The following is a 23,444-nucleotide window of genomic DNA, read 5'->3' on the forward strand; positions in this document are numbered from 1 at the left end:
ACGAACGACGGGGAAATCATGTCCGGCTCGCACTACTTCACCGGTGCACCCGAGGTCGCCAGCGAGCGCCGGCCGATCACGGTCTCCCTGCCGGACCTCACCCTCGAACTGACCACCGACACCGGAGTGTTCTCGCGCGGCCGGCTCGACCCGGGCACCCGGATCCTGCTGGAGCACGCCCCGCAGCCGCGGGTGCGCGGCCCGATCCTGGACGTCGGCTGCGGCTACGGCCCGATCGCGCTGACCTGGGCGAGCCGGCGCAGGCGGCTGCCGGTCTGGGCGGTGGACGTGAACGAGCGCGCGCTGGAACTGGTGCGGCTGAACGCCGAGGCGCTGCGGCTGGGCAACGTCCAGGCCGCGCTGCCCGAGGACGTCCCGCAGGACGTGCGGTTCGCCACCATCTACTCCAACCCGCCGATCCGGATCGGCAAGGCCGCGCTGCGCCGGCTGCTCACGCACTGGCTCGGCCGGCTGACCCCGGACGGCTCGGCGTTCCTGGTGGTGCAGAAGCACCTGGGCTCGGACTCGCTGCAGAAGTGGCTGAACGAGCAGGGCTACCCGACCACCCGGGTCGCGTCGGTCAACGGGTTCCGGATTCTGGAAGCACGACCCCGCCCGGAGCCGGGCGAGGGCACGGAGAGTGGACGGGGAACGTCGTCGTGAAGCAGTTGCGCGGGACCGAACTGAAGCGACTGCACCGCTCGTGGCGGCGCAGCAACGAGTTCCGGCTCGCGATGATCCTGGAGAACCTGCAGTCGCCGTTCAACGTCGGCTCGGTGGTCCGGACCGGGGCCGCGATGGGCGCCGAGAAGCTGTACCTGGCCGGGGAGACCCCGTCGGTGCGCTCCTCGGGCGCGCAGAAGGCCGCGATGGGCACCGACAAGTACCTGAAGGTGGAGCACTTCCCGACGGTCGCGGAGGCGGTCGCGGCGGCGAAGGCGGACGGCTTCAAGGTGGTCGGCCTGGAGCTGGCGGACGAGGCGGTGCCGATGTTCGCCGCCGAACTGACCCCGGCGGTGGCCTTCGTGCTGGGGCACGAGGACCGCGGGATCACCCCCGACGCGCTGGCGCTCTGCGACCAGGTGGTGTTCGTGCCGCAGCTGGGCCGGGTCGGCTCGCTGAACGTGTCGGCGGCCGCGACGGTGGCCTGCTACGAGGCGCGCCGCCAGGGGTACGCGATCAGCGGCACCCCGGACGGCACCGACCTCGGCGACCTCGGCGGGGCCGACGACGAGTAGGACCTGATCCGATCCGGAGGGGTGTGCCGAAAGGCCCACCCCTCCGGTCGTTTCCGCCCGGCGGTACGGGACGGTCGACCACGCCTGCGGGCCGGACCTCCCCGGCGTCCACGGGGAGCGCGCCCCGGCCCCGCCGGCGGTGGTCAGCGCAGCGTCAGCTAAGCGTCAGCGCTCCAGGCGACTGTAGTTGGCATGACGTCGATCACGGCAGTCTCCAGCTGTCTTCCCGACACCATCCCGATCGCGCGCTTCCAACAGGAACTCCAGCTGACGGATGTGCAGCTCCGGCGCTACCAGCGCTTCTACGGGCTCTCCGAGGTGTGCCGCGACCCCGCGGCCACCGAGACCGAGCTGCTGCTGCGCGCCGCGACCAAGCTGGTGGAGCTGCGCGGGCAGGAACAGCGCGTCAAGTACGTCCTCCAGGCCCGCACGATGCCGTCGCCGCTGCCGTACCCGATGACCTCGCTCCGACCGATCCAGGTCGAGCTCGGCCTGGAGCACGCCGCCGGCTTCGTCGTCTCGCACCACGCCTGCGCCTCCGGGCTGCTCGCGCTGGACCTGGCGGGCACCCTGCTAGCCGCCGACCCGGATCCGAACGCGCTCGCCCTGGTCCTGGCCGGGGAGAAGGCGTGCACCACCCGGACGCAGTCCATCCCGGACGTCACCGTCATGGGCGAGGGCACCGTGGCCTTCCTGGTGAGCGCGGACCGTGCCGGCTCCGACCGGATGCTCGGCTACGCGACGCGCACCCACACCCAGTTCGGCGACGAGTTCATCATGGGCGACGCCGCCGCCAAGGAGTTCCAGGACCTGTACGGGCCCGGCCTGTGCGAGGTGATCGGCGCCGCCCTGGAGGAGGCCGGCTGCGGCCTCGACGAGCTGGCGCTCGTGCTGCCGCACAACGTCAACCGGCTGTCGTGGATCGGCGTCTGCAAGGCGCTCGGGCTGCCGCTCGACAAGGTCTTCCTCGACCTGGTCGGCGAGACCGGGCACTGCTTCTGCGCCGACCCCTTCATCAACCTGCAGAAGGCCACCGAGCTGGGGCGGCTGCGCCCCGGCGACCGCTACCTGATGACCAGCGTGGGGCTCGGGGCGACCTTCGCCGCGATGGTCCTGGAGCACTGACGGCCGCCCACCGGATCGGCCGTCCCCCGCAGTACCGGCGCACCCGCACCACCGCAGCACCGCAGTACCCGCGCACCCGCCGCACCGCGCCCGAGCGCACACGAGAAATGACGAGGTCGACATGCATCTACCGTCCTCCGGCTTCAGCGCGCGCCTCAAGCGCGCCGTGACCGGGTCCGCGGACACCCCGCTGGTGTTCCTGGGCAACTTCGAGGTGGAGAACCACTGGGCGCTCGGCGAGCCCGCGCTGCCCCGGGTCGCCTCGCACGCGGGCAGCGCGGTGGTGAACCGCATGGACGAGTTCGCGCTGCTGCTCGGCGACAAGGACGACCACGTCGTGCTGAAGACCGCCCTGGACGAGGGCTACCGCGGCTACCTGGAGGGCCTCGGCCTGGAGCTGCCCACCGTGCACGTGGTGGCCGGCCAGGACCCGCAGCGCACCGTCAGCGAGGACGCCCTCGCCGACCCCGAGCTGCTGCGCGCGCTGTCCGCCGTCGCCGCCGAGGGCGCCCGGCTGACCGCGCACGGCATCTCCACCGTCGAGGAGGAGCTGGCCGAGCGCACCGGGCTGCGGCTGGGCGCGCCGACCGCCGCGGTCTGCAAGCGGGTCAACAGCAAGGTGTACAGCCGCCGGCTCTCCGACGAGCTGGGCATCCGCCAGGCCCGCGGCTGGGCCTGCGAGACGCTGGAGGAACTGGCCGAGGCGGTGGCCGCGGCCGGTGAACTGCTGGCGGCGGGCCGCAAGGTGGTGCTGAAGGACGCGTTCGGCGTGTCCGGCAAGGGCATCGTCGTGCTGGACTCCGAGGCCCGGCTGGGCCGGCTGCACCGGATGGCGGTCCAGCAGGCCGAGCGCGCCGCCAAGGCCGCGGGCGGGGCCCCGCGCACCGCGCTGGTGATCGAGGAGTGGGTCGCCAAGCGCTGCGACCTCAACTACCAGTTCACGGTGGGCCGGGACGGCTCCACGCACTTCGACTTCGTCAAGGAGCTGCTGACCGAGGGCGGCGTCCACAAGGGCCACCGGATCCCGGCCCGGCTGACCGACGGGCAGGTCGCCGAGATCGGGGCGACGGCGCTGCGGCTCGGCGAGCGGCTCGCCGCCGACGGCTACTACGGCGTGGTCGGCGTCGACGCGATGGTCGACCCGGACGAGGGCCTGTACCCGGTCATCGAGATCAACGCCCGCAACAACATGTCCACGTACCAGAACGTGGTGCACGAGGGCGGCCTGGCCGGGGCCGACGAGGTCGCCGTCGCCCGGCACTTCCCGCTGCGGCTGACCCGCCCGCTGCCCTTCGCCGAACTGGCCGAGGTGCTGGACGGGCTGCTGCTGACCGAGCGGGGACCGCGCCCGCGCGGCCTGTTCGTGAACAACTACGCCACGGTGAACGCCGCCGCGGGCACCGCCGCCGACACCGAAGCGGACGGCTTCGAGGGCCGGCTGTACGGCGTGCTCGTCGGTGCCTCCGACGAGGAGATCGAGGCGCTCGACACCGACATCACCCGCCGCCTCGCGGCCTACCCGGAACGGAGCTGACCGTGAGCGTCGCATTCGAGGTGCAGGGCCTCGGGATCACCGAGCTCGCCGAGGAGTTCGGCACCCCGCTCTACCTGTACGACGGCGAGGAGATCACCACCCGCTTCCAGGGGCTGCGCGAGGCGCTGCACCCGGCGCTGGAGGTCTTCTACTCGCTCAAGGCGAACCCCAACATCTCCGTCTGCGCGCTGCTGCACAGCCTGGGCTCGCGCGCCGAGGTGTCCTCGCTGACGGAGCTGGTCACCGCCCGCCGGGCCGGGGTCGAGCCGCGCGACATCATCTTCCTCGGCCCGGGCAAGAGCCGCGGCGAGGTGGCGGCCTGCCTGGACGAGGACATCCACGCGATCGTCTGCGAGTCGATCGGCGAGCTGGACCTGATCGACGAGGTGGCCCGCGAGCGCGGGATCACCGCCCGGGTCGCGCTGCGGGTCAACCCGAGCTTCTCGGTGAAGGGTTCGGGCCTGACCATGGGCGGCAAGCCGCGCCAGTTCGGCACCGACGAGGAGCTGCTGCTGGCCGAGGGCAAGGACCTCGCCGGCCGCTACCCCAACATCCGGCTGATGGGCGTCCAGGTGTACCTGGGCACCCGCATCCTGATCGAGGAGTCCGTCGTCGAGAACACCCGGCGGATCCTGGAGCTGGCCGAGCGCCTCTCCACCGAGCTGGGCTTCCCGCTGGAGACGGTCGACGTCGGCGGCGGCCTCGGCATCGCCTACTTCGACAACGAGAAGGACCTCGACGTCGCCGAGCTGACCGCCGGGCTCAACCCGCTGATCGCGGACTTCCGCACCCGGCACCCGGACACCCGCATGATCATGGAGCTGGGCCGCTTCCTGGTCGCCGCGTCCGGCACCTACGTCACCCGGGTGCGCTACACCAAGACCTCGATGGGCGAGAACTTCGCGGTCACCGACGGCGGCACCAACCACCACATGGCGGCCGTCGGCATCGGCTCGTACGTGAAGCGCAACTTCCCGATGGCCGCGCTGGAGCGGCTGGACGAGCCGGCCACCGAGCCCTGGCACATCACCGGTCCGCTCTGCACGCCCAACGACGTCATCGGCAAGAAGGTGCCGATGCCGGCGCTGCGGGCCGGCGAGCTGATCGGGGTGCAGCGCTCCGGCGCGTACGGGCCGACGGCCTCGCCGGTGCACTTCCTCAGCCACGGCTACCCGGCGGAGGTGCTCGTCCTGGACGGGCGGGCGCACCTGATCCGGGAGCGCGACGACGTCGAGGCCATGCTCGGCCGCCAGCGGCTGTACGCGGCCCCCGGCGACGACCAGAACTGACCACCGACCGGCCGACCCACGGCCGGGACCAGCCCGAGGAGAACACCATGAGCGACACCGCCAACACCGTGGCCGACGTGAAGTACGTCGACGCCGTCCGCAAGGGCCTGTCGGAGGTCCTCAACAAGGACGTCTCCGGCGCCGACCCGGGCGTCCGCCTCTTCGACGAGCTGGGCCTGGACTCCAGCAGCGCGCTCGAACTGCTCATCACCATCGAGGAGATCCTCGACGTGCAGTTCGACGCCGACGAGCTGGACATGACCCACTTCGAGACCGTGGGCTCGCTGGCCGGCTTCGTCGCCGCGGAAGCGAGCGCCTAAGCATGTTCCGCGCGACTGCGCCCGTGCGGCGTCCGGCCCCGGCCGGCGCGGACGGCCCGCCCGGCACGCCCGGCCCGGCCCCGGCGGCGGTCCTGCCGCGGCTGATCCGGGCCGGCGCCCACACCCCGCCGGGGCCTGGCGCGCCGTACCGGCCGGAGGCCGCGCGGGAGGACTTCTACCGCGAGCTCGGGGCGCTCTACGGCGCGGACTTCGACCGCGAGCAGTTCGCCGCCTCGGGGCGGCGCACCTCGGTGGAGCTGGCCCACGGCGCGCTCGACGCGCTGGGCCCGCTGACCGCCGAGGAGTGCCCCGAGGTGGTGGTGGTCGCCTACTCCGCACCGGACTTCGACCACGCCGAGCTGGTCGCCTCCTGCGTGAAGGGGCGGCTGCCGGGCGAGCCGCTCTCCTTCGCCCTGTCCGACCAGGGCGTCCTGGCGCCGTTCAGCGCGCTGCGGGTCGCCGTGGAGTACGCCCGGCGGTGCGGCTGGTCGCGGCTGCTGCTGCTGGTCGTGGACCAGGGCACCCAGCCGTTCCCGCTGCCCGCGACGGGGCAGAGCGCCGTCCACGCGGACGCCGCGGTCGCGCTGCTGATCCACTGGGACGGCGGCGACGCGCCGCTGGGCGGCGCGGCCCAGGGCCTCCCGGAGCCGGGGCTGTTCGCCGGCTGGGACACCTCGGCCGCGCTGGTCACCGGCTCCGGCCTGTCCGACGGCTGTGCTGAACTTCCGACACACGGCGGTCCGTGGACCAAGGTGGCGGCCGGACAGCCCGCCACCGGCGGCTGGGCCGCCCTGCTCGCCGCCGCCGACCGGGACCGCCCGGTGGTGGTGGCCGACTACGACCGGGAACGCGGATTCCTGGCCTACTGCACACTCGACACGGGGGAGTTGGGGGTCCGATGACGGTTCCGGCCGAGGTGCGCGAGCACTGGCAGGAGGCCCGGACGAGCGCGCGCAACGACGGCCTCGTCCCCGCACTGACCCTGCTCTCCCGCGCGCTGTCCCCCGGGGTGGCACCGCGCGGCCCGCGCGGGCACGCCGTGGTCCCGCGCGAACTCCTCGGCGAGTACTCCGAGTTCGGCGACGACGAGGACGGGGACGGGGGCCGGGATCCGGTGCCCGGCCTGGCCGTCCTGGGCCCCGCCGGCGGCGATCGGGCCCCCGCCGGCCCCGACGCCCACGACTGGGGCACCGGCCTCGCCTGGCTGCGGCTCGGCGCGTCCGAGCGGCTGCGGGAGGCCTGCCTGGCCTACCTCGCGGGCCGCCAGGTCGAGGGTTCCTCGCTGCTGCTGCAACAGCTGGTCAAGGGCGCGCTCGCCGACGTGCTGATCGACCACCTGGAGATCGAGGGCGTCCTCGACGACCTCGCCGAGGGGCCGGACGACTCCCCGTCGGCCCCCGCCCACCCCCTGGACGGCCCGGCCCTCGCCCGCCTCCAGGCCCAGATCACCCAGGCCGACCGCGCGCTGCTGCGGCTGCTCGGGGCGTACGGTTTCACCGCCGAGGGGCCGGGCCGGGCGGCGTACGCCTCCGAGCTCCTCGCCGACGTGTACTGCGGCTGGCCGGGGCCGGCCGGGGACACGGCACAGAACGTCGACTCCCGGAAGGGGAACGTGTGATCAGCCTGCCCGGCCCGCTGGAAACCACGCACCGGTACGTGCGGCGGTGGGCCGAAGACCTGCGGGCGGGCGCGCTCGACCTCGACCGGGACCCGGACGCCGTCCACCGCTTCCTGGACCTGCCCGCCGTGCGCTTCCTGGCCGGCCACCAGGTGCCGCCGGAGTGGGACCGGGCGTCCGCCGAGGCCGGTGCCGGCCCCGCGCACGGCCTGGCCACCCTGGAGCGGGTCCTGGTGAGCGAGGAACTGGCGCGCGGCGACGCCGGAATGATGCTGGGCGCGCCCGGCGCCTCGATGTGCGGGGTGCTGCTGAGCGTGCTCGGCAGCCAGGCGCAGAAGGACTGGGTGTACGGCCGGCTCGCCGAACGCCCCCGCTGGACCTGCTTCGGCCTCACCGAGCCCGACCGCGGCTCGGCCATCGGCGAGATGACCACCACGCTGACCCCGGTGGGCGACGGCTCGTACGTCCTGGACGGCGAGAAGCGCTACGTCGGCAACGCCGCCCGGGCCGACCTGGGCGCCGTGTTCGCGCGGGTCGCGGGCACCGAGCGGCTCGGCGTGCTGGCCGTCCTGGTGGACACCGCCGACCCCGGCTTCCGGGCGGAGCCGCTGCCCACCCTCGGCCTGCGCGGCGTCCAGCTGACCCGGATCACCCTCGACGGGGTGCACGTGCCCGCCGAACGGGTGCTCGGCGCCCACCTGCCGCCGACCCGGCGGGGGATGTGGAGCATCGTCTCGGTCTTCAACCAGCTCCGCCCGAGCGTGGCCGCGATCGCCCTCGGTATCGCCCGGGCCGCCCACGACTACGTCGCCGAGAACCGCCGGGAACTGCGCGGCGCGGAGCGCGAGCTGTTCGAGTCGCTCGGCCAGCGCATCGACGCGGCCCGCCAGTTGACCTACCGGGCGGCCCTCGCGGTGGACCGCAGGCCGGCCGCCGGGCACCTCTCCTCGGCCGCGAAGGCCCGCGCCTGCGAACTCGCCGAGGACGTCACGATGCGCGCGCCGGGTTTCTTCGGGCCCGGCGCGCGGCTGGACCACCCGCTCCTCGACAAACTCGCCCGGGACGCACGGGGCGTGGAGTTCATGGAGGGGACACGGAACATCCAGAAGCTGAATCTGTTCCAGGGGCTGCACACCGGAAAGGTGGGCCGGTTCTGAACGGGACAGAACAACCGGTCGGTCGGGACACGGTCGAGATCTGGCAGATTCCGCTGACCGGTGGCGAGCACCCGGACCGGCCGGGCGGCGAGGCCGTCCGGGGCGCCCCGGACGGGTACCCGCCGCACCTGGAGGAACTGCTCGACGAGCAGGAGCGGGCCCGCGCCCGGAGCGGACAGCTGCCCGGGCTGCGGCGCCGCTTCGTGCTCGCGCACGCCGCCACCCGGATCGTCCTCGGCGAGCGTCTCGGCCGCCACCCGGCCGGGCTGCGCTTCAGCCGCGGCCCGTGGGGGAAGCCGGCCGTCGAGGACGCGCCGGGCCTGCACTTCAACCTGTCCCACTCGGGCGAGATCGCCCTGCTCGCCCTGGCATCACGGCCGGTCGGCGTGGACGTCGAGCTGGCCCGTGCCGAGCTGGACACCGCCCGGCTGGCCGGTCGCTTCTTCCCCCCGGACGAACGGGAGCTGGTCGCCCGGGACGGGCCCGACGCCTTCACCCGGCTGTGGACCAGGAAGGAGGCGTGCGTGAAGGCCTCGGGCGCCAGACTCACCCAGGGCATGGGGATCCCGGTCGCCCACGACGGACCGGAAGCCACCGTGTACGCACGCTCCGGGCCGTTGCCCGGGCCGTGGAGAGTCACCGACCTGCCGCTGCCCGAGGAATACGCGGGGTCCGTCGCACTGATCGGCGACGGGCCCTTTAACGTGTCCCGGCGGATGTGGTATCAAATTCCGCCCGGGGAATCCGGCGGCAGCCCTCTCGGGTCGGCTGTCAAGTAGAAGAAACTCCCCCTCCAATCGTCGAAGTTGTACCCGTGATCATGCGTCGAAGCGTCACTAGATTCAGTGATGCAGGCGAACGCCGCACCGCACCGGCCGGACTCATAAGTCAGGCCCGTGTCTTGATCCGGGCATTTCTTTTGAGGAGGGGAACGTGATCGTGGAAGGCAGGAACGTGATCACCAGGGCCGCTCGGTGGAGCGCCGTCCACCCCTGGTGGGCGATCGCGCTCTGGGTGGCGTTCGTCGTGGCGGCCCTCGTGGTCGGCGGCGTCACGGGCACCCGGCAGGCCACCACCTCCGACCTCGCCATCGGCCAGTCCGGCCGGGCGGCCGCGATCGCCCGCAGCGGCGGCCTCCAGGAGCGCGCGGTGGAGAACGTCCTCATCACCCCGTGGGGCGGCGGCCGGCTCGACCCCGTCCAGGCGCAGTCCGCGGCCTCGGACGCCACCCGCGACCTGAAGGCCCTCCCCGGCATCAGCTCGATCGACGCCCCGGTGCCCGCACCGGACGGCTCGGCCCTGCTCGTCCCGGTGACCCTCGACGGCGATCCGGAGACCTCCGCCGACCGGGTGCAGCCGCTCATCGACACCGTGGCGAGGACCCACGCGTCGCACACCGAGCTGCGGATGGAACTCGTCGGCGCCGGCTCGATCAAGGCCGGGCTCAACGAGATGCTGAGCAAGGACCTCGGCAAGGCGACCGTGCTGAGCCTGCCGGTGACGCTGCTCGTGATGGTCTTCGTCTTCGGCGCGATCGTCGCCGCGAGCGTCCCGGTCGTCCTCGGCCTGTCCTCGGTGCTCGCCGGGCTGGGCCTGTGGGGGGTGGCCTCCCAACTGGTGCCCGACCCGGGGCCGGTGACGCACGTCATCGTGCTGATGGGCATGGCCATCGGGGTCGACTACTCGCTGTTCTACCTCAAGCGCCAGCGCGAGGAGCGGGCGTTGGGCGCCAACAACATCGACGCCATCGAGATCGCGGCCGCCACCTCCGGGCACTCGGTGCTGGTGTCCGGCGTGGTCGTCATGATCTCGATGGGGGCGCTCTACCTCGCCGGGCACATCGCCTTCGAGTCGATGGCCACCGGTGCGGTGCTGGTGGTCGCCATCGCGATCACCTCCTCGCTGACCGTGCTGCCGGCCATGCTGTCCCGGTTCGGCCGCTACCTGGACGCGCCGCGGGTCCCGCTGGTGTGGCGGCTCACCCAGAAGGGCGGGGTCAAGCCGCGGCTGTGGTCGACCATGCTCAAGCCCGCCCTGCGCCACCCGGTGATCGCGCTGGTGCTCTCAGTCGGCGCGCTGCTCGTCCTCGCGCTGCCCGCCCTCGGCCTGAAGCTCAAGGCCACCGGGATCGACGACCTGCCCCGGTCGATCCCGGCGATGCAGGCCAACGAGCGGCTGACCGACTCCTTCCCGAGCCAGGCCGACACCCACACCGTCGCGGTGAAGGTCCCGGCCGACCGGACGGCGGAACTGGGCGGCGCGGTGGAGGCGCTGGTCGAACGCGCCTCGCAGGACGCCCTCTTCGTGCACAACCCGGCGCCGACCGTCCGCACCTCCCCCGACGGCACGGTCGCCACCATCGCGATCGGCACCCACTTCGACAGCGGCTCCCCGCAGGCCCGCGCCTCGCTGGCCCGGCTGCGCCAGGACCTCGCCCCGCAGACCCTCGGCACGGTCGCGGGCGCCGAGTTCGCGGTCGGCGGCAGCGACGTCGCGTTCGACGTCGACTACCGGGCGAACGTCATGCACAAGATGCCCTGGGTGCTCGGGGTGGCCCTGGTCCTGACCTTCCTGGTGATGACCGTCGCGTTCCGCTCGGTGATGCTCGCGCTGATCACCGTGGTGCTCAACCTGCTGTCCGCGGCGGCCTCCTTCGGCCTGCTCGCGCTGATCTTCCAGCACACCTGGGCGGAGGACCTGCTGCACTTCGAGTCCACCGGCCGGGTGGTGGCCTGGCTGCCGCTGATGCTCTTCGTGATCCTGCTCGGCCTGTCGATGGACTACCACGTCTTCGTGGTCAGCCGGATCCGGGAGGCGGCGCGCGGCGGGCTCTCCGTGAAGGAGGCGGTCGAGCAGGGCATCACCCGCACGGCGGGCGTGGTGACCAGCGCCGCGGTGGTGATGGTCTGCGTGTTCGCCCTGCTGGCCTCGCTGAACTTCATCGAGATGAAGCAGATGGGGGTGGGCATGGCCTGCGCGGTGCTGCTCGACGCGACGGTGATCCGGATCGTCGTCCTGCCGGCCGTGGTCACCCTGCTCGGCTGGAAGACCTTCTGGCCCTCGCGGCTCGCGCGCCAGACCACGACCCGGACCCCGCGGATGCCGGCCATCGTGGCCGCGGCGGCGGCGGCCTCGGCGGCGCGCACGACCCTCCCGTAACACGGGACCCGTCCAACTCGACGGCCGGGGAAGGGCTTAGCCCCTTCCCCGGCCCTTTTCGTGTGCGTTTCGTGCAGGCACCGGCCACAACCAGTCGTGGCAAGGGGTTTGACGCCGACTGTCCCGTGGTGGTTTGTTACGGGAGTTGTAGAATCGCATGCGCGTTCGTCGGCACGTGAACGACCTTCCCGGTGACGGGGGGGCGCAACTGCCGCCGGACGCACCACGGGGAAGCAGGGGGCGGTCAGGGGGGTGGCCATGCACAGTGACGGCAGCCTCGCCTCGGCGCGCTGGCGCAACGAACTCACCCGGGTCGGGACGCTGTCCGGACGGGAACGGCAGGTCTTCGACCTGATCGGTGCCGGACACTCCAACCGCGGCATCGCCGCCCGACTGCACGTCACGGAGCGCACGGTGAAGGCGCACGTCGCCAACATCCTCGCGAAACTGGGAGTGGAGTCGCGGCTTCAGGTGGGGTTGGTGGCGCAGGTTCATCAACTCATGTACGAAGGTACATGGCCGGACGACCCAGGCGTGTCCGATACTTGACCAGCGCGAATGATACCCAGGCTTTTCCCCTTTGTCAGGCCACCCCAAACACGTCGACCACTGTTGGCGGTGGCCGGGCCGAGGTCACAGGAGAAAGGCTTGTGGCTGGAGTTCACCGCTAGGGACGGGGAATTTGGTGTACATCTCCATATTAGGCCCACTATTGATCGGCGACGGTCAGCGCACCGTAGGTCTACGGGCGAAGAAGAATCGCGTGATGCTCACCATGCTGGCGCTCAACGCCGGCCAGGTGGTCGCGTTCGACGAACTGATCGACGAGCTGTGGGGGGAAGCGCCGCTCAAGAACGCGCGCAACGCCTTGCAGGCCAATGTCAAACGCATGCGCAAGTCGTTGGCGGAACTTGGTCTGGAGGGGCCGGACCAGGAACTCATCCGCACGGTTGACAACGGTTACATGCTCAACGTCTCGGAGGACGCGGTCGACGCGTACCGATTCCTGCGGACGGCGGAGAAAGGCGCGGGGCTGGTCAGCGACCGGCCGTACGAAGCGATGGACACGCTCCGCAAGTCGCTCGCGATGTGGCGCGGACCGGCCCTGCTCGACACGAGCGACGGGCCCTGGTGCCGGGCCGTCGCGCTGCGTCTGGACGAGCAGCGCAAGACCGCGCGGGAGGACCTCATCTCGGCGCAGCTGCAAGCGGGCGAGGCGGGGGCGGTGGTGGCCGAGCTGAAGCAGTTGCTCGCCCAGTACCCGGAACGCGAGCGGTTCAGCGAGCAGTTGATGATCGCCCTCTACCGGTGCGGCCGGCAGTCGGAGGCCGTCGACATCTTCCACCGCACCCGGAAGTGGCTCGACGACGAGTTGGGGCTCAAACCGAGTCGTCGTCTCCACCACCTCTATCAGGCGATCCTGATGCAGGACCCCTCGCTGTAAGTCCCGTCGGGGCGAGGGCAGTTCGCCCCGGCACGCCGGCGGCTCCCCTCCTGGGGCGCCGCCGGCGGCCCCGTGACGGCCGGGCCCGGATTCCGGGCCCGGCCGTCCGGTCGTTCAGGACCGGCGCAGCGCGGCGTCGGCCACCGCGCCGATCCGGCCGGCCGCCTCCCGGCCGAGCATCTCCTCGTGGCCGCAGGCGACGTCGTACACCGTCAGCGCGCCGGTCAGGTGCGCGCGCCAGCGGTCGGCGAGCTCGGCGGCGGGGGCGCCCTGCACCTCGTCGGCAGCGGCGAACAGCAGCAGCGAGCCGTCGAACCGGCCGGGGGTGAACTCCCGGGCGATGTCCGTGTGGTGGCGCATCACCGCCATCAGCCGGCGCAGCTCCCCGTCGTCGATGCCCGCCCCGGTGGCGTGGTGGGCGAGGAAGGCCCCGCGGATCTCCTCGTCGGTCGGGTTGTGGTCGCCCGGCAGCACCGGGAAGACGTCCAACGCCGCCAGGAAGGCCACCCGCTCGCCCGCCGCCTGGAGCTGCACCGCCATCTCGTGCGCGACCAACCCGCCGAAGGACCAGCCCAGCAGGTGGTACGGGCCGTGCGGCTGCACCCGGCGGATCCTCGCCAGGTACGTGGCCGCCAGCTCCCGTACGCCCTGCGGCCGTTCCCACTCCCCCTCGGGCGCGGCGACGCCGTCGGACTGCAGCGCGTACACCGGCCGGGCCGGGTCGAGGTGCGGGGCCAGCTCCGCGTACGGCAGGCCGAAGCCGACCCCGCCGTGCACGCAGAACAGCGGCTCGGCGGTGCCGCCCGGCCGGATCGGCAGCACCGGCTCCAGCACCGTCGCGGGGAGCCGCTGCGAGGTGGCGGGCCGGGCGGCGGCGGCGAGGGCCGCCACCGTCTTGTGGGTGAAGACGTCGGCCAGCGAGAGCGTGAGCCCGGCCTTCGCGGCCCGGCTGACGATCTGCACCGAGCGCAGGCTGTCGCCGCCGAGGTCGAAGAAGTCCCCGTCGGCGCCGACCTGGTCGAGGCCGAGGATCTCGCCGAAGACCCCGGCGATGACCTCCTCGGCCGGCGTGCCCGGGCGCCGCACCGGGGTCTGCGCGGCGGCGGGCGCGGCACCGGGCGCCGGCAGGGCGCGGGTGTCGAGCTTGCCGTTCGCGGTCAGCGGCAGCGCGGACAGCGTCACCAGCGCCGCGGGCACCATGTGCGCGGGCAGCGACTCGGCGACGAACGCGCGCAGCACCGGCACGTCGACGGCGGCGACGCCGGGCAGCGGCACCACGTACCCGGTCAGCTGGGGCACGCCGGTGGGCGAGGGCGCGACCTGCACCGCGGCCTGCACGACCACCGGGTGGCGCACCAGCGCGGCCTCGATCTCGCCGAGCTCGATCCGGAAGCCGCGCAGCTTCACCTGGTGGTCCACCCGGCCGACGTAGTCGAGCGTGCCGTCGGCCCGCCAGCGGGCCAGGTCGCCGGTGCGGTACATCCGGGTGCCGGCCGGACCGTACGGGTCGGCGACGAAGCGCTCGGCGGTGGTGACCGGGCGGCGCAGGTAGCCGTGCGCCAGGCCGGTGCCGGCGATGTACAGCTCGCCGGTGACGCCGACCGGCGCGGGCGCGAGGGCGTCGTCCAGGACGTACAGCCGGTGGTTGTCCAGCGGGCGGCCGATCGGCGGGCGGCCGCCGCCGGCGCGCAGCGGGTCGCTCCAGGTGGCGCAGACCGAGGCCTCGGTCGGGCCGTAGGCGTTGCGGAACTCGGTCAGCGGGGCGAACCGGTCGACCAGCGCGGCCGAGCAGGCCTCGCCGCCGACCAGCAGGTGCAGGCCCTCGGGCAGCACCACGTCCTCGGGCAGGCCGGCCACCACGGTGGGCGGCAGCACCACGTGGTTGACCTGGTGCTCGGCGAGCAGCGCGCCCAGCACCTCGCCGGAGACCCGGCTCTCGTCGGTGGCGACCACCAGGGTGCCGCCCGAGTACAGCGAGACGCCGAGCTCCCAGACGGTGGCGTCGAAGCTGAACGAGGCGAACTGGAGCACCCGGGTGTCCGGCCCCGCGCCCATCCGCGCCTGGTGGTTGGCGGCCAGGTTGGCCGCCCCCAGGTGCGGCACCGCGACGCCCTTGGGGCGGCCGGTGGAGCCCGAGGTGTAGATCACGTAGGCGACGTCCTGCGGGAGGAGCGGCCGGGTGCGGTCGGCGTCGACGGGGTTGCGGTCGGGCCGGCCGGTCAGGTCGGACCGGGTGCGCAGGGAGTCCAGGACCAGCGGGACGACACCCTCGGGCAGCCCCGGGATCCGGTCGGCGACCGCCTCGACGGTCAGCACCTGGGCGGGCGCCGCGTCGTCGAGCATGTAGGCGATCCGCTCGGCCGGGTACTGCGGGTCGACCGGCAGGTAGGCGGCGCCGGTCTTGAGCACCGCCAGCAGCGCGACCACCAGCGGCGCGGAGCGCGGCATCGCCAGCGCGACCACGTCGCCCGGCCCGACCCCGCGCTCCAGCAGCAGGTGGGCGAGCCGGTTGGCCCGCTCGTTGAGCGCCGCGTAGGACAGCCGCATCGTCGCCGGGCCGGCCGGCACGCCGTCCGGGCCGATCAGCGCGGGGTGGTCCGGGTCGGCGGCCGCCAGGCCCTCGAACAGGGCGGTCAGGGTGACCGGGGTGAACGGGGCGGTCGGGCCGGCCCACTCCTCCAGCAGGACGCGGCGCTCCTCGGCGGTGAGCAGGTCGAGGGCGCTGAGCGGCGCGTCGGGGGTGCGGGCTGCGGAGTCGAGCAGGGTGGCCAGGGCCCGGGCGAGGCGGGCCGCCGTCGCCCCGGTGAACAGGTCCTCGCGGTACTCCAGGCGGATGTCCAGACCGGCCGGGGCGCCGTCCGGACCGGTCCGCTCCAGCACCTGGAAGGACAGGTCGAACTTGGCCGTCGTGCTGCCGATCGGCAGCACCTCGGCGCTCAGGCCGGGCATCTCGGGCAGCGGGTCGGAACTGTTCTCGAAGGCCAGGATCACCTGGAAGAGCGGCTGCCGGCCCATCGAGCGGACCGGGTTGAGCTCCTCCACCAGGTGCTCGAAGGGCAGTTCGGCGTGCCCGTAGGCGGTCAGGTCGGTCTCCCGGACCCGCCCGAGCAGGGCGGTGAACGCCGGGTCGCCCGAGGTGTCGGTGCGCAGCACCACGGTGTTGACGAAGAAGCCGACCAGGTCGCGGACCGCGTCGTCGGTGCGCCCGGCCACCGGGCTGCCGAGCGGGATGTCGGTGCCCGCGCCCAGCCGGGTGAGCAGTGCGGCCAGGCCCGCCTGGACGGCCATGAACAGGCTCGCGCCGCCGCGCCGGGCGAGTTCGGCGAGCCGGGCGTGGGTCTCGGCGGGCACCGTGCACTCGACCTCGGCGCCGCGGTGCCCGGCGCGGGCCGGGCGGGGGAAGTCGGTGGGCAGGTCCAGCTCCTCCGGGATGCCCGCCAGCGCCTCGCGCCAGTGCGCGAGTTCGGCGCTGGCCAGGCTGTCCGGGTCGTCCTTGGAGCCGAGCAGTTCGCGCTGCCAGAGCGCGTGGTCGGCGTACTGCACCGGCAGCGGCGCCCAGCGCGGCCCGGCGCCGTCCAGCCGGGCCCGGTAGGCGTCGGAGAGGTCGCGGGCGAGCGGGCCGAGCGACCAGCCGTCGGCGGCGATGTGGTGCACCGTCAGGGCCAGCGCGTGGCTGTCCCGGCCGAGGGTGAACAGCCGGGCCCGCAGCGGCACCTGGGCGGACAGCTCGAAGGGGTGGACGGCCTCGGCGGCCAGCGCCGCCTCCAGCGCGCCCGGCGCCGCCCCGGAGAGGTCCACGACGACCAGCGGGGCGCCGGCCCGCTCCGCCTCCTCGGCGGAGAGCACCAGTTGCGACGGCAGCCCGTCGGCCTCGGCGAAGACGGTGCGCAGGCTCTCGTGCCGGGCCACCACGTCCCGGACGGCGGCGGCCAGCGCGGCGGCGTCCAGCGGGCCGGTGAGGCGGACCGCCAGCGGGATGTTGTAGCTGCCGGTGGGCCCGTCCATCTTGTCCAGGAACCAGAGCCGCTCCTGGGCGTGCGAGAGCGGCACCGAGGACGGCCGGTTCGGGACGGCGCGCAGCGCGGGGCGCCGGGGGGCCGGCTCCGCCGCCTCGGCGACCGCCGCCGCGTCCGGGTCGAGGGCGCGGGCCAGCGCCTCGGCCGTCCGGGCGTCGAACAGGGTCCGCACCGGGACGTCCACGCCGAGCGCGGCACGCAGCCGGTTGGCGACCCTGGTCGCGGACAGCGAGTGGCCGCCGAGTTCGAAGAAGTCGTCGTCGGCGCCGACCCGGTCGAGCCCGAGGGCCTCCGCGAAGACCGCGCAGAGCAGTTCCTCGCGCTCCCCCGCGGGCTCGCGTCCGGTGCCCGCCCGCTCGTCCGGCGGGGCGGGCAGGGCCTTGCGGTCGACCTTGCCGTTGGGGGTCAGCGGCAGGTCGTCCAGGGGAACGTACACGGCAGGGATCATGTGCGTGGGCAGCACCGATGACGCCCGCTCCCGCAAGCGGTCGCGGTCGATCCCTGCCGGTACGACATAGGCGACCAGGCGGGCGTCCCCCGCCCGGTCGGTGCGGGCCGTGACGACGGCCCGCGTCACTCCGGGCTGCGCCGCGAGCACGGACTCGATCTCGCCGAGCTCGATGCGGTAGCCACGGATCTTCACCTGGTGGTCGCTGCGCCCCGCGTACTCCAGGGCGGTGCCGGCGGCGTCCCAGCGGACGATGTCGCCGGTGCGGTACATCCGCGCGCCGCTCGGGCCGTACGGGTCGGCGACGAAGCGCTCGGCGCTCAGGCCGGGGCGGCCCAGGTAGCCGCGGGCCAGGCCGGTGCCGGCGAGGTAGAGGTCGCCGAAGGTGCCGTCGGGGACGGGGCGCAGCGCGCCGTCCAGGACGTACACCCGGGTGTTGGCGATCGGGCCGCCGATCGGCGGCGGCCCGGCCTCGGCGGCGGTCAGCGGCGCGGCGGTGGACCAGATGGTGGTCTCGGTCGGGCCGTACACGTTGGTCACGGACGCGCAGTGCGCGGTGAGGGTGCGGGCCAGCGGCTCGGGCAGCGCCTCGCCGCCGACCAGGGCGCGCAGGCCGGCCAGCCGGGGGGCGTGGTCGGCGGCGAGCGACTGCCAGAGGCTAGGGGTGGCCTGTAGCAGGGTGGCGTCCAGGCCGGTGACGGCGTCCGCCAGGGCGGCCGGGTCGCGGACCGTCTCGCGGTCGGCGACCAGCAGTTCGGCGCCGGCGGCGAGCGGGACGAACAGCTCCAGGTTGGCGATGTCGAAGCCGAAGGTGGTGACGGCGAGGAAGCGGTCCTCGGTGGTCACTTCGAAGCGGGCGACCATGTCCTCGACCAGGTTGACCAGCGCCCGGTGCGGCACCACGACTCCCTTGGGGCGGCCGGTGGAGCCCGAGGTGTAGATCACGTACGCGGGGTGGTCGGCGCGCGGGGCCGTGCCCGGTACGCGCTGCCCGGGCGCACCGGTCGCGGCGTCCGGGCCGTCCAGCACCCACAGCTCGCCGGTGCTCATCTCGCCTTCGGCGGCTACGGCGGCTTCGGCGGCGAGGAGTTCGCGCACCCGGCGGTGGGTGAGGGTGACCACCGGGGCGGCGTCGGCGAGCATGTAGCGCAGCCGGTCGGCCGGGTAGTCCGGGTCCAGCGGCAGGTAGGCCGCGCCGGACTTGAGGACGGCCAGGGCGGCCACCACCAGGTCGCAGGAGCGGTCCAGCGCGATCGCCACCACCTGCTCCGGGCCGGCCCCGGCGGCGTGCAGGGCGTGCGCCAGCGCGTCGGCGCGGGCGTGCAGTTCGCGGTAGGTCAGGCGCTCCTCGCCGCAGCGCACGGCGGGCGCGTCCGGGGTGCGGGCGGCCCGGGCGGCCAGCAGCGGGGCCAGCCAGTCGCCGGGCAGCGGCGCCCCGGTGGCGTTGCGGGCCTCGGTGATCTCGGCGCGCTCGGCCTCGTCCAGGACGTCCAGCCGGCCGCACGGCTCGTCGGGCCGGGCGACGGCGGCGGCCAGCAGCCGGGCGAAGCGCCGCCCGACCAGTTCGGCCTCGGCCCGGGTGACCAGCGCGGGCACGTGGTTGACGGCCAGGCCGAACGGGGTGCCGGGGAAGACCGTGAGGGTGACCGGGAAGTGGGTGGCGGAGCGGACGTCGGCGCCGGTCACCCGGGGGCCGGTGCCGGTGACCAGCGGCAGGCCGCCCATCGGGTAGTTCTGGAACATCAGGGCGGTGTCGAAGAGTTCGCCGCGCACGGCGGTGAGCTGCTGGACCTCCGCCAGGGTCAGGTGCTCGTGCGCCAGCAGCGCGGTCTGCGACCGCTGCACGTCGGCGAAGAGCTCGGCCGGGGTGCGGGCCGGGTCGACGTCCACCCGGACCGGGAGCGTGTTGGCGAACAGGCCCACCATCCGCTCGACGTCCGGGACCTCGGCCGGCCGGCCGGAGGTGACCGCGCCGAACAGCACGGTGTCCTGGCCGGTCAGCCGGGACAGCAGCAGCGCCCAGCAGCCCTGCACCACCGCGTTGACGGTCAGGCCGCGCGAGCGGGCGAAGCCGGTCAGCGCGGCGGAGACCTCGGGGGTCAGCTCCAGCGGGACGGCCTGCGGCAGCGCGGCCGCGCCGGCGGCCCGGTCGCGGCCGGCCGGCACCAGCCGGGTCGGGTCGACGACCCCGGCCAGGGCGGCGGTCCAGGCCTGCCGGGCGGCCTCCTTGTCCTGCGCGCCCAGCCAGGCCAGGTGCGCCTGGTAGCGGGCCGCGCCGGCCTGCGGCTGCCTGGCGGGGGCGCCGCCGGCCTTCAGCTCCTCGGCGAGCGCGGCGAGTTCGCCGATCAGCGAGACCATCGACCAGCCGTCCACCAGGATGTGGTGGACGGTCCAGACCAGCCGGCAGCGCCCGCCCTCGGCGCGGGCCAGGGTGAGCCGCTGGAGCGGCGGGCGGGCGAGGTCGAAGCGGCGCAGCCGGTCCTCCTCGGCGAGCCGGTCGAACTCCGCCTCCGGCCCGGCCGCGCCGACCGCCACCGCGACCTCGCGCCACGGCAGTTCGACCGACGTGGGGATCACCTGGATCGCCTCGCCGTTCCTGCGGTGCCGGAAGCAGGCCTTCAGGTTGGGGTGCCGTTCCAGGAGCAGGCCCGCCGCGGTGCGCAGCGCGGCGGCATCGGCGTCGGTCAGCTCGTCCAGGTCGAGGACCAGCTGAATGGTGTAGACGTCCGTCCCCTCACGGTCGTACTCCGAGAGAAAGAGCAGTCCCTGTTGCAGCGGCGAGAGCGGAAGGACTTCACTGATGGCGGACGGCCGATTCAAACCGGGCTCCTCGTGGAAGGCCTGCAAGTGCGGAATAACAAACGCTTTCCGATGGCGCTGACGAGCAACTGACCGGCAACTGACGGACGGCTGACGCGCGCCTCCGGGCGGGTCCGAAACCCTGGTCGCCGACCCCGTCAGCAGTCCGTCAGCCCCTCGTCAGCGCCCGGCGGGAGGCTTGCCGCCGAGGCTAATTCGTTACCGAAGGCCAGGAGTCTCCAGTGCCGGTCATTTCCGCGTCGCACGAATTCGAGGTCAGCGACCTCTTCGTGAATCTGCAGCCGTTCTTCGGGCACCGTCTCTTCCTGAAAGTCGAAGGGTTCAACTTCGCCGGGTCCATCAAGCTGAAAGCGGCCCGGGAAATGGTCGCGCAGGCCGAGGCGGCGGGCGTCCTCGGCCCCGGCTCGACCCTGGTGGAATCCTCGTCCGGGAACATGGGCGTCGCCCTGAGCGTGCTCGCCGCCAGCCGCGGCTACAAGTTCATCTGCGTCACCGACTCTCGTTGCAACGAGGTCACCCGCCGCACCATGGAGTCGTACGGCGCCGAGGTGCACCTGATCACCGAGCCGCACGAGACCGAGGGCTTCCTCGGTGCGCGGATCCGCCACGTCAAGGCGCTGCTCGCCGCCGACGAGAAGCGGGTCTGGCTCAACCAGTACCTGAGCCCGGGCAACTGGATGGCGCACTACCGGACCACCGCGCCGGCCATCGCCCGCCAGTTCCCGGACCTGAACGTGCTGTTCATCGGCGCGGGCACGACCGGCACGCTGATGGGCTGCGCCCGGTACTTCCGCGAGCGGCGCCCCTCGGTGCGGGTCGTCCCGGTCGACAGCGTCGGCTCGGTCACCTTCGGCGCCCCGCCGGCCACCCGGCACATCCCGGGCCTGGGCACCAGCGTGCGGCCCGCGCTGCTGGACGAGTCGCTGGTGGAGCGGGCGGTCCACGTCGAGGAGACCGACACCGTCCGGACCTGCCGCGAACTGATGCGCGGCGGCTTCCTGTTCGGCGGCTCCACCGGGACGGCCGTCAGCGGCGCGCTGCGCTGGCTGAACGAGCACTACGGCGACGGCGCGGGCGGCGTGCGCGAGCGGGTGACCGCCGTGACCATCTCGCCGGACCTGGGCGAGCGCTACATGGACACCATCTACCACGACGAGTGGGTGCGCGGTTCGGTCGGCCCGGAGGGCCTGCTGCCCGGGGTCGAGCACCGGGGCCTCGGGGCGGGCGTCGCCGCCGGGCTCCAGACGGTGTCCGGCTGACCGGACCGGCGGGGTCGGGGCCTGCGGGGCCGGGGCCTGCGGGGTCAGAGGGTCGAGAGTTTTCAAGGCGGGGCTGAGGCTGAGAATGACGGAGAGCAAAGCAGTGACGACAAACCGGAACGCTGTCCTTCCGCTCACCGCGGCACAGGCCGAGATCTGGTTCGACGAGCAGTTCGCCGCCGGGCCGCTGGCCTACAACATGGCGGACTACATCGATCTGCGCGGACCGCTCGACGCCGAGCTGCTCGGACGGGCGCTGCAACGCCTCGGCCACGAGGCCGAGGGACTGCGGGTGCAGTTCGTCGAGGAGGACGGCGCCCCCGGCCAGATCATCCGCCCGCTCGCCCAGCTCCCGCTCAAGACGCTGGACTTCAGCGGCGAGGCGGAGCCGTCGGAGGCCGCCGAGCGGTGGATGCGGGCCGACCACGCCGACCCGATGAAGGTCACCGACTTCCCGCTGTTCCGCGGCGCGCTGATCAAGCTGGCCCCGGAGCACCACCTGCTCTACCTGTGCATGCACCACATCCTCGCGGACGGCTTCAGCCGCTCGCTGCTCTACCCCAAGCTGTCCAGCGCCTACACCCGGCTGGCCGCCGGCGAGGGCCCGGCCGAGCTGGACGCCGACGCCATGCCGGCCTTCCACCGGCTGCTGGACGCCGAGCGCAAGTACCTCGACTCGTCGATGGTCGAGAAGGACCGCGCCTACTGGACGGACCGCCTCACCTCCGACCGGCACGGCGCGGTGCCCGAGCTGGTCTCGCTCTCCGAGCAGGAGCCGGCCCCCGGCCGGGTCGCGCTGCGCGAGACCGCCCGGCTCTCCCCCGCGACCACGGCCGCGCTGCACGCCCTCGCCCAGGACGGCAAGGTCACCATGCCGGTCCTGATGGTCGCCGCGATGGCCGCCTACACCCAGCGCGTCACCGGGGTCCCGGCGCCGCTGCTCACCCTGCCGGTCACCGGCCGGGTCGGCGCGGTCAGCCGCGAGATCCCCGGCATGCTCGCCAACTACCTGCCGCTGGCCGTCCGGGTGCGCCCGGAGATGACCCGCACCGAACTGCTGCGCGCGGCCTGGGTCGAGGTCGCCGGCACGCTGAAGCACCAGCGCTACCGCGGGGACAGGGTCCGCCGCGACATCGGCCTGCGGATCGACGACCAGCGCGCCTTCGGCCCGTTCATCAACGTGCTCAACCAGGACCCCGAACTGGCCTTCGGCGACTGCCGCGGGGTCGTGGTCAACCTGTCCACCGGCATCGTCAAGGACCTGATCATGACGGTCCTGAACGCGGACGACGGCACCGTCGAGATCCACCTCGACGGCAACCCCGAGCTGTACGAGCCGGCCGAACTCGCCACCCACCTCGCCCGGTTCGAGACCTTCCTCGGCGCCCTCGCCACCATGCCCGCGGACCGTCCGCTCGGCCAGGTGGGCCTGGGCGCGACCGGCGAACCGCTCGGGCTGCTCGGCGCCTGGGATCCGGCCACCGCCGCCGACCAGGGCCTGGTCGAGCGGGTCCGCGCCGTCGCGGCCGGTACGCCCGACGCGGTGGCCGTGGCCGACGGCGCCGAGCGGATCGACTACCGCGAACTGGTCGCCCGCGCGGCGGGCCTGGCCGCCCGGCTGACCGCCTCCGGGGTCGGCACCGGTTCGGTGGTCGCGATGTTCGCCGAGCCCGGCGTCCCCTTCGTCACCGGCGTGCTGGCCGTCCAGGCCGCCGGCGGCGCCTACCTGCCGCTCGACCCGGCCGCCCCGGCCGCCCGCAACACCGGGCTGCTGGAGGACGGCGGCGCCCGCCACCTGCTGGTCGGCGCCGGGTACGAGGCGCAGGCCGCCGAGCTCACCGCCGGGGCGGCCACCGCCCTGCCGCTGACCGACCCGTCCGACTCCAGCAGCGGCGCCGAACTCACCTCTGTCGGAGGTGAATTGGACCTGGCGTACGTGATGTTCACCTCCGGCTCCACCGGCAAGCCCAAGGGCGCGATGGTCCAGCGCTCCGGCATGATGAACCACCTCTGGGCC

16 protein-coding genes are annotated in these 23,444 nt (G+C 73.6%); 15 read left to right on the plus strand and 1 reads right to left on the minus strand.

From position 1 onward, the window contains the following. The first annotated feature begins 18 nt into the window (after positions 1-18). From AB0P03_RS36020 to AB0P03_RS36080, 13 genes are all read left to right on the plus strand, one after another. A complete protein-coding gene (locus AB0P03_RS36020) occupies positions 19-663 on the plus strand; it encodes a methyltransferase (protein WP_063348741.1) in 645 nt (214 codons plus the stop codon). Next, positions 660-1,238 carry a TrmH family RNA methyltransferase gene (locus AB0P03_RS36025; RefSeq protein ID WP_363582460.1) on the plus strand — a complete coding sequence of 193 codons (579 nt, stop codon included), beginning with the start codon at positions 660-662 and terminating at the stop codon, positions 1,236-1,238. The genes AB0P03_RS36020 and AB0P03_RS36025 overlap by 4 nt, the downstream gene beginning before the upstream one ends. 192 nt (positions 1,239-1,430) lie before the next feature. Continuing rightward, complete coding sequence (locus AB0P03_RS36030) at positions 1,431-2,363, plus strand: 3-oxoacyl-[acyl-carrier-protein] synthase III C-terminal domain-containing protein (protein ID WP_363582462.1); 933 nt, start codon at positions 1,431-1,433, stop codon at positions 2,361-2,363. Positions 2,364-2,484: 121 nt separating this feature from the next. Further along, a complete protein-coding gene (locus tag AB0P03_RS36035; protein WP_363632820.1) occupies positions 2,485-3,897 on the plus strand; it encodes a hypothetical protein in 1,413 nt (470 codons plus the stop codon). Between the two features lie 2 nt (positions 3,898-3,899). Then, positions 3,900-5,186, plus strand: a complete 1,287-nt coding sequence (locus AB0P03_RS36040) for a type III PLP-dependent enzyme (protein WP_363582466.1) — start codon at positions 3,900-3,902, stop codon at positions 5,184-5,186. 47 nt (positions 5,187-5,233) lie between these two features. Then, a complete protein-coding gene (locus AB0P03_RS36045) occupies positions 5,234-5,506 on the plus strand; it encodes an acyl carrier protein (RefSeq protein WP_063348736.1) in 273 nt (90 codons plus the stop codon). A gap of 2 nt (positions 5,507-5,508) precedes the next feature. After that, positions 5,509-6,408 carry a hypothetical protein gene (locus AB0P03_RS36050; RefSeq protein WP_363632822.1) on the plus strand — a complete coding sequence of 300 codons (900 nt, stop codon included), beginning with the start codon at positions 5,509-5,511 and terminating at the stop codon, positions 6,406-6,408. Further along, positions 6,405-7,124: a hypothetical protein gene (locus AB0P03_RS36055; protein ID WP_363582470.1), complete on the plus strand. Its 720-nt coding sequence runs from the start codon at positions 6,405-6,407 to the stop codon at positions 7,122-7,124. The genes AB0P03_RS36050 and AB0P03_RS36055 overlap by 4 nt, the downstream gene beginning before the upstream one ends. Then, entirely contained in the window at positions 7,121-8,281 is a 1,161-nt protein-coding gene (locus tag AB0P03_RS36060; protein ID WP_363582472.1) for an acyl-CoA dehydrogenase family protein, read from the plus strand. Before AB0P03_RS36055 ends, AB0P03_RS36060 begins: the two co-directional genes overlap by 4 nt. Before the next feature lie 203 nt (positions 8,282-8,484). Then, complete coding sequence (locus AB0P03_RS36065) at positions 8,485-9,060, plus strand: 4'-phosphopantetheinyl transferase superfamily protein (RefSeq protein WP_363582474.1); 576 nt, start codon at positions 8,485-8,487, stop codon at positions 9,058-9,060. A 154-nt stretch (positions 9,061-9,214) separates the two neighbouring features. Further along, positions 9,215-11,440 carry an MMPL family transporter gene (locus tag AB0P03_RS36070; protein WP_363582476.1) on the plus strand — a complete coding sequence of 742 codons (2,226 nt, stop codon included), beginning with the start codon at positions 9,215-9,217 and terminating at the stop codon, positions 11,438-11,440. A gap of 258 nt (positions 11,441-11,698) precedes the next feature. Beyond that, positions 11,699-11,989, plus strand: a complete 291-nt coding sequence (locus AB0P03_RS36075) for a helix-turn-helix transcriptional regulator (RefSeq protein ID WP_107453059.1) — start codon at positions 11,699-11,701, stop codon at positions 11,987-11,989. 136 nt (positions 11,990-12,125) lie between these two features. Further along, complete coding sequence (locus AB0P03_RS36080; protein WP_363582478.1) at positions 12,126-12,884, plus strand: AfsR/SARP family transcriptional regulator; 759 nt, start codon at positions 12,126-12,128, stop codon at positions 12,882-12,884. A 114-nt stretch (positions 12,885-12,998) separates the two neighbouring features. On the opposite strand, the gene AB0P03_RS36085 is transcribed toward AB0P03_RS36080, so the two are convergent. Beyond that, positions 12,999-20,168, minus strand: coding sequence for an amino acid adenylation domain-containing protein (locus AB0P03_RS36085; protein WP_363582480.1), 7,170 nt, complete (start codon positions 20,166-20,168; stop codon positions 12,999-13,001). A gap of 221 nt (positions 20,169-20,389) precedes the next feature. Between AB0P03_RS36085 and sbnA the strand changes: the two genes are divergently transcribed. Continuing rightward, positions 20,390-21,427, plus strand: a complete 1,038-nt coding sequence (sbnA, locus tag AB0P03_RS36090) for a 2,3-diaminopropionate biosynthesis protein SbnA (protein WP_363582482.1) — start codon at positions 20,390-20,392, stop codon at positions 21,425-21,427. Between the two features lie 103 nt (positions 21,428-21,530). Further along, positions 21,531-23,444: condensation domain-containing protein (locus AB0P03_RS36095; protein ID WP_363582484.1), on the plus strand; the 1,914-nt coding region annotated here is incomplete at its 3' end.

This window comes from Kitasatospora sp. NPDC088779 (assembly GCF_040685395.1).
Taxonomy (GTDB): domain Bacteria; phylum Actinomycetota; class Actinomycetes; order Streptomycetales; family Streptomycetaceae; genus Kitasatospora.

Coding starts and splice junctions, on each gene's coding strand:
- AB0P03_RS36020 (WP_063348741.1), top strand. CDS start 19: ATGTCCGGCTCGCACTACTTCACCGGTGCACCCGAGGTCGCCAGCGAG.
- AB0P03_RS36030 (WP_363582462.1), top strand. CDS start 1,431: ATGACGTCGATCACGGCAGTCTCCAGCTGTCTTCCCGACACCATCCCG.
- AB0P03_RS36035 (WP_363632820.1), top strand. CDS start 2,485: ATGCATCTACCGTCCTCCGGCTTCAGCGCGCGCCTCAAGCGCGCCGTG.
- AB0P03_RS36045 (WP_063348736.1), top strand. CDS start 5,234: ATGAGCGACACCGCCAACACCGTGGCCGACGTGAAGTACGTCGACGCC.
- AB0P03_RS36050 (WP_363632822.1), top strand. CDS start 5,509: ATGTTCCGCGCGACTGCGCCCGTGCGGCGTCCGGCCCCGGCCGGCGCG.
- AB0P03_RS36055 (WP_363582470.1), top strand. CDS start 6,405: ATGACGGTTCCGGCCGAGGTGCGCGAGCACTGGCAGGAGGCCCGGACG.
- AB0P03_RS36075 (WP_107453059.1), top strand. CDS start 11,699: ATGCACAGTGACGGCAGCCTCGCCTCGGCGCGCTGGCGCAACGAACTC.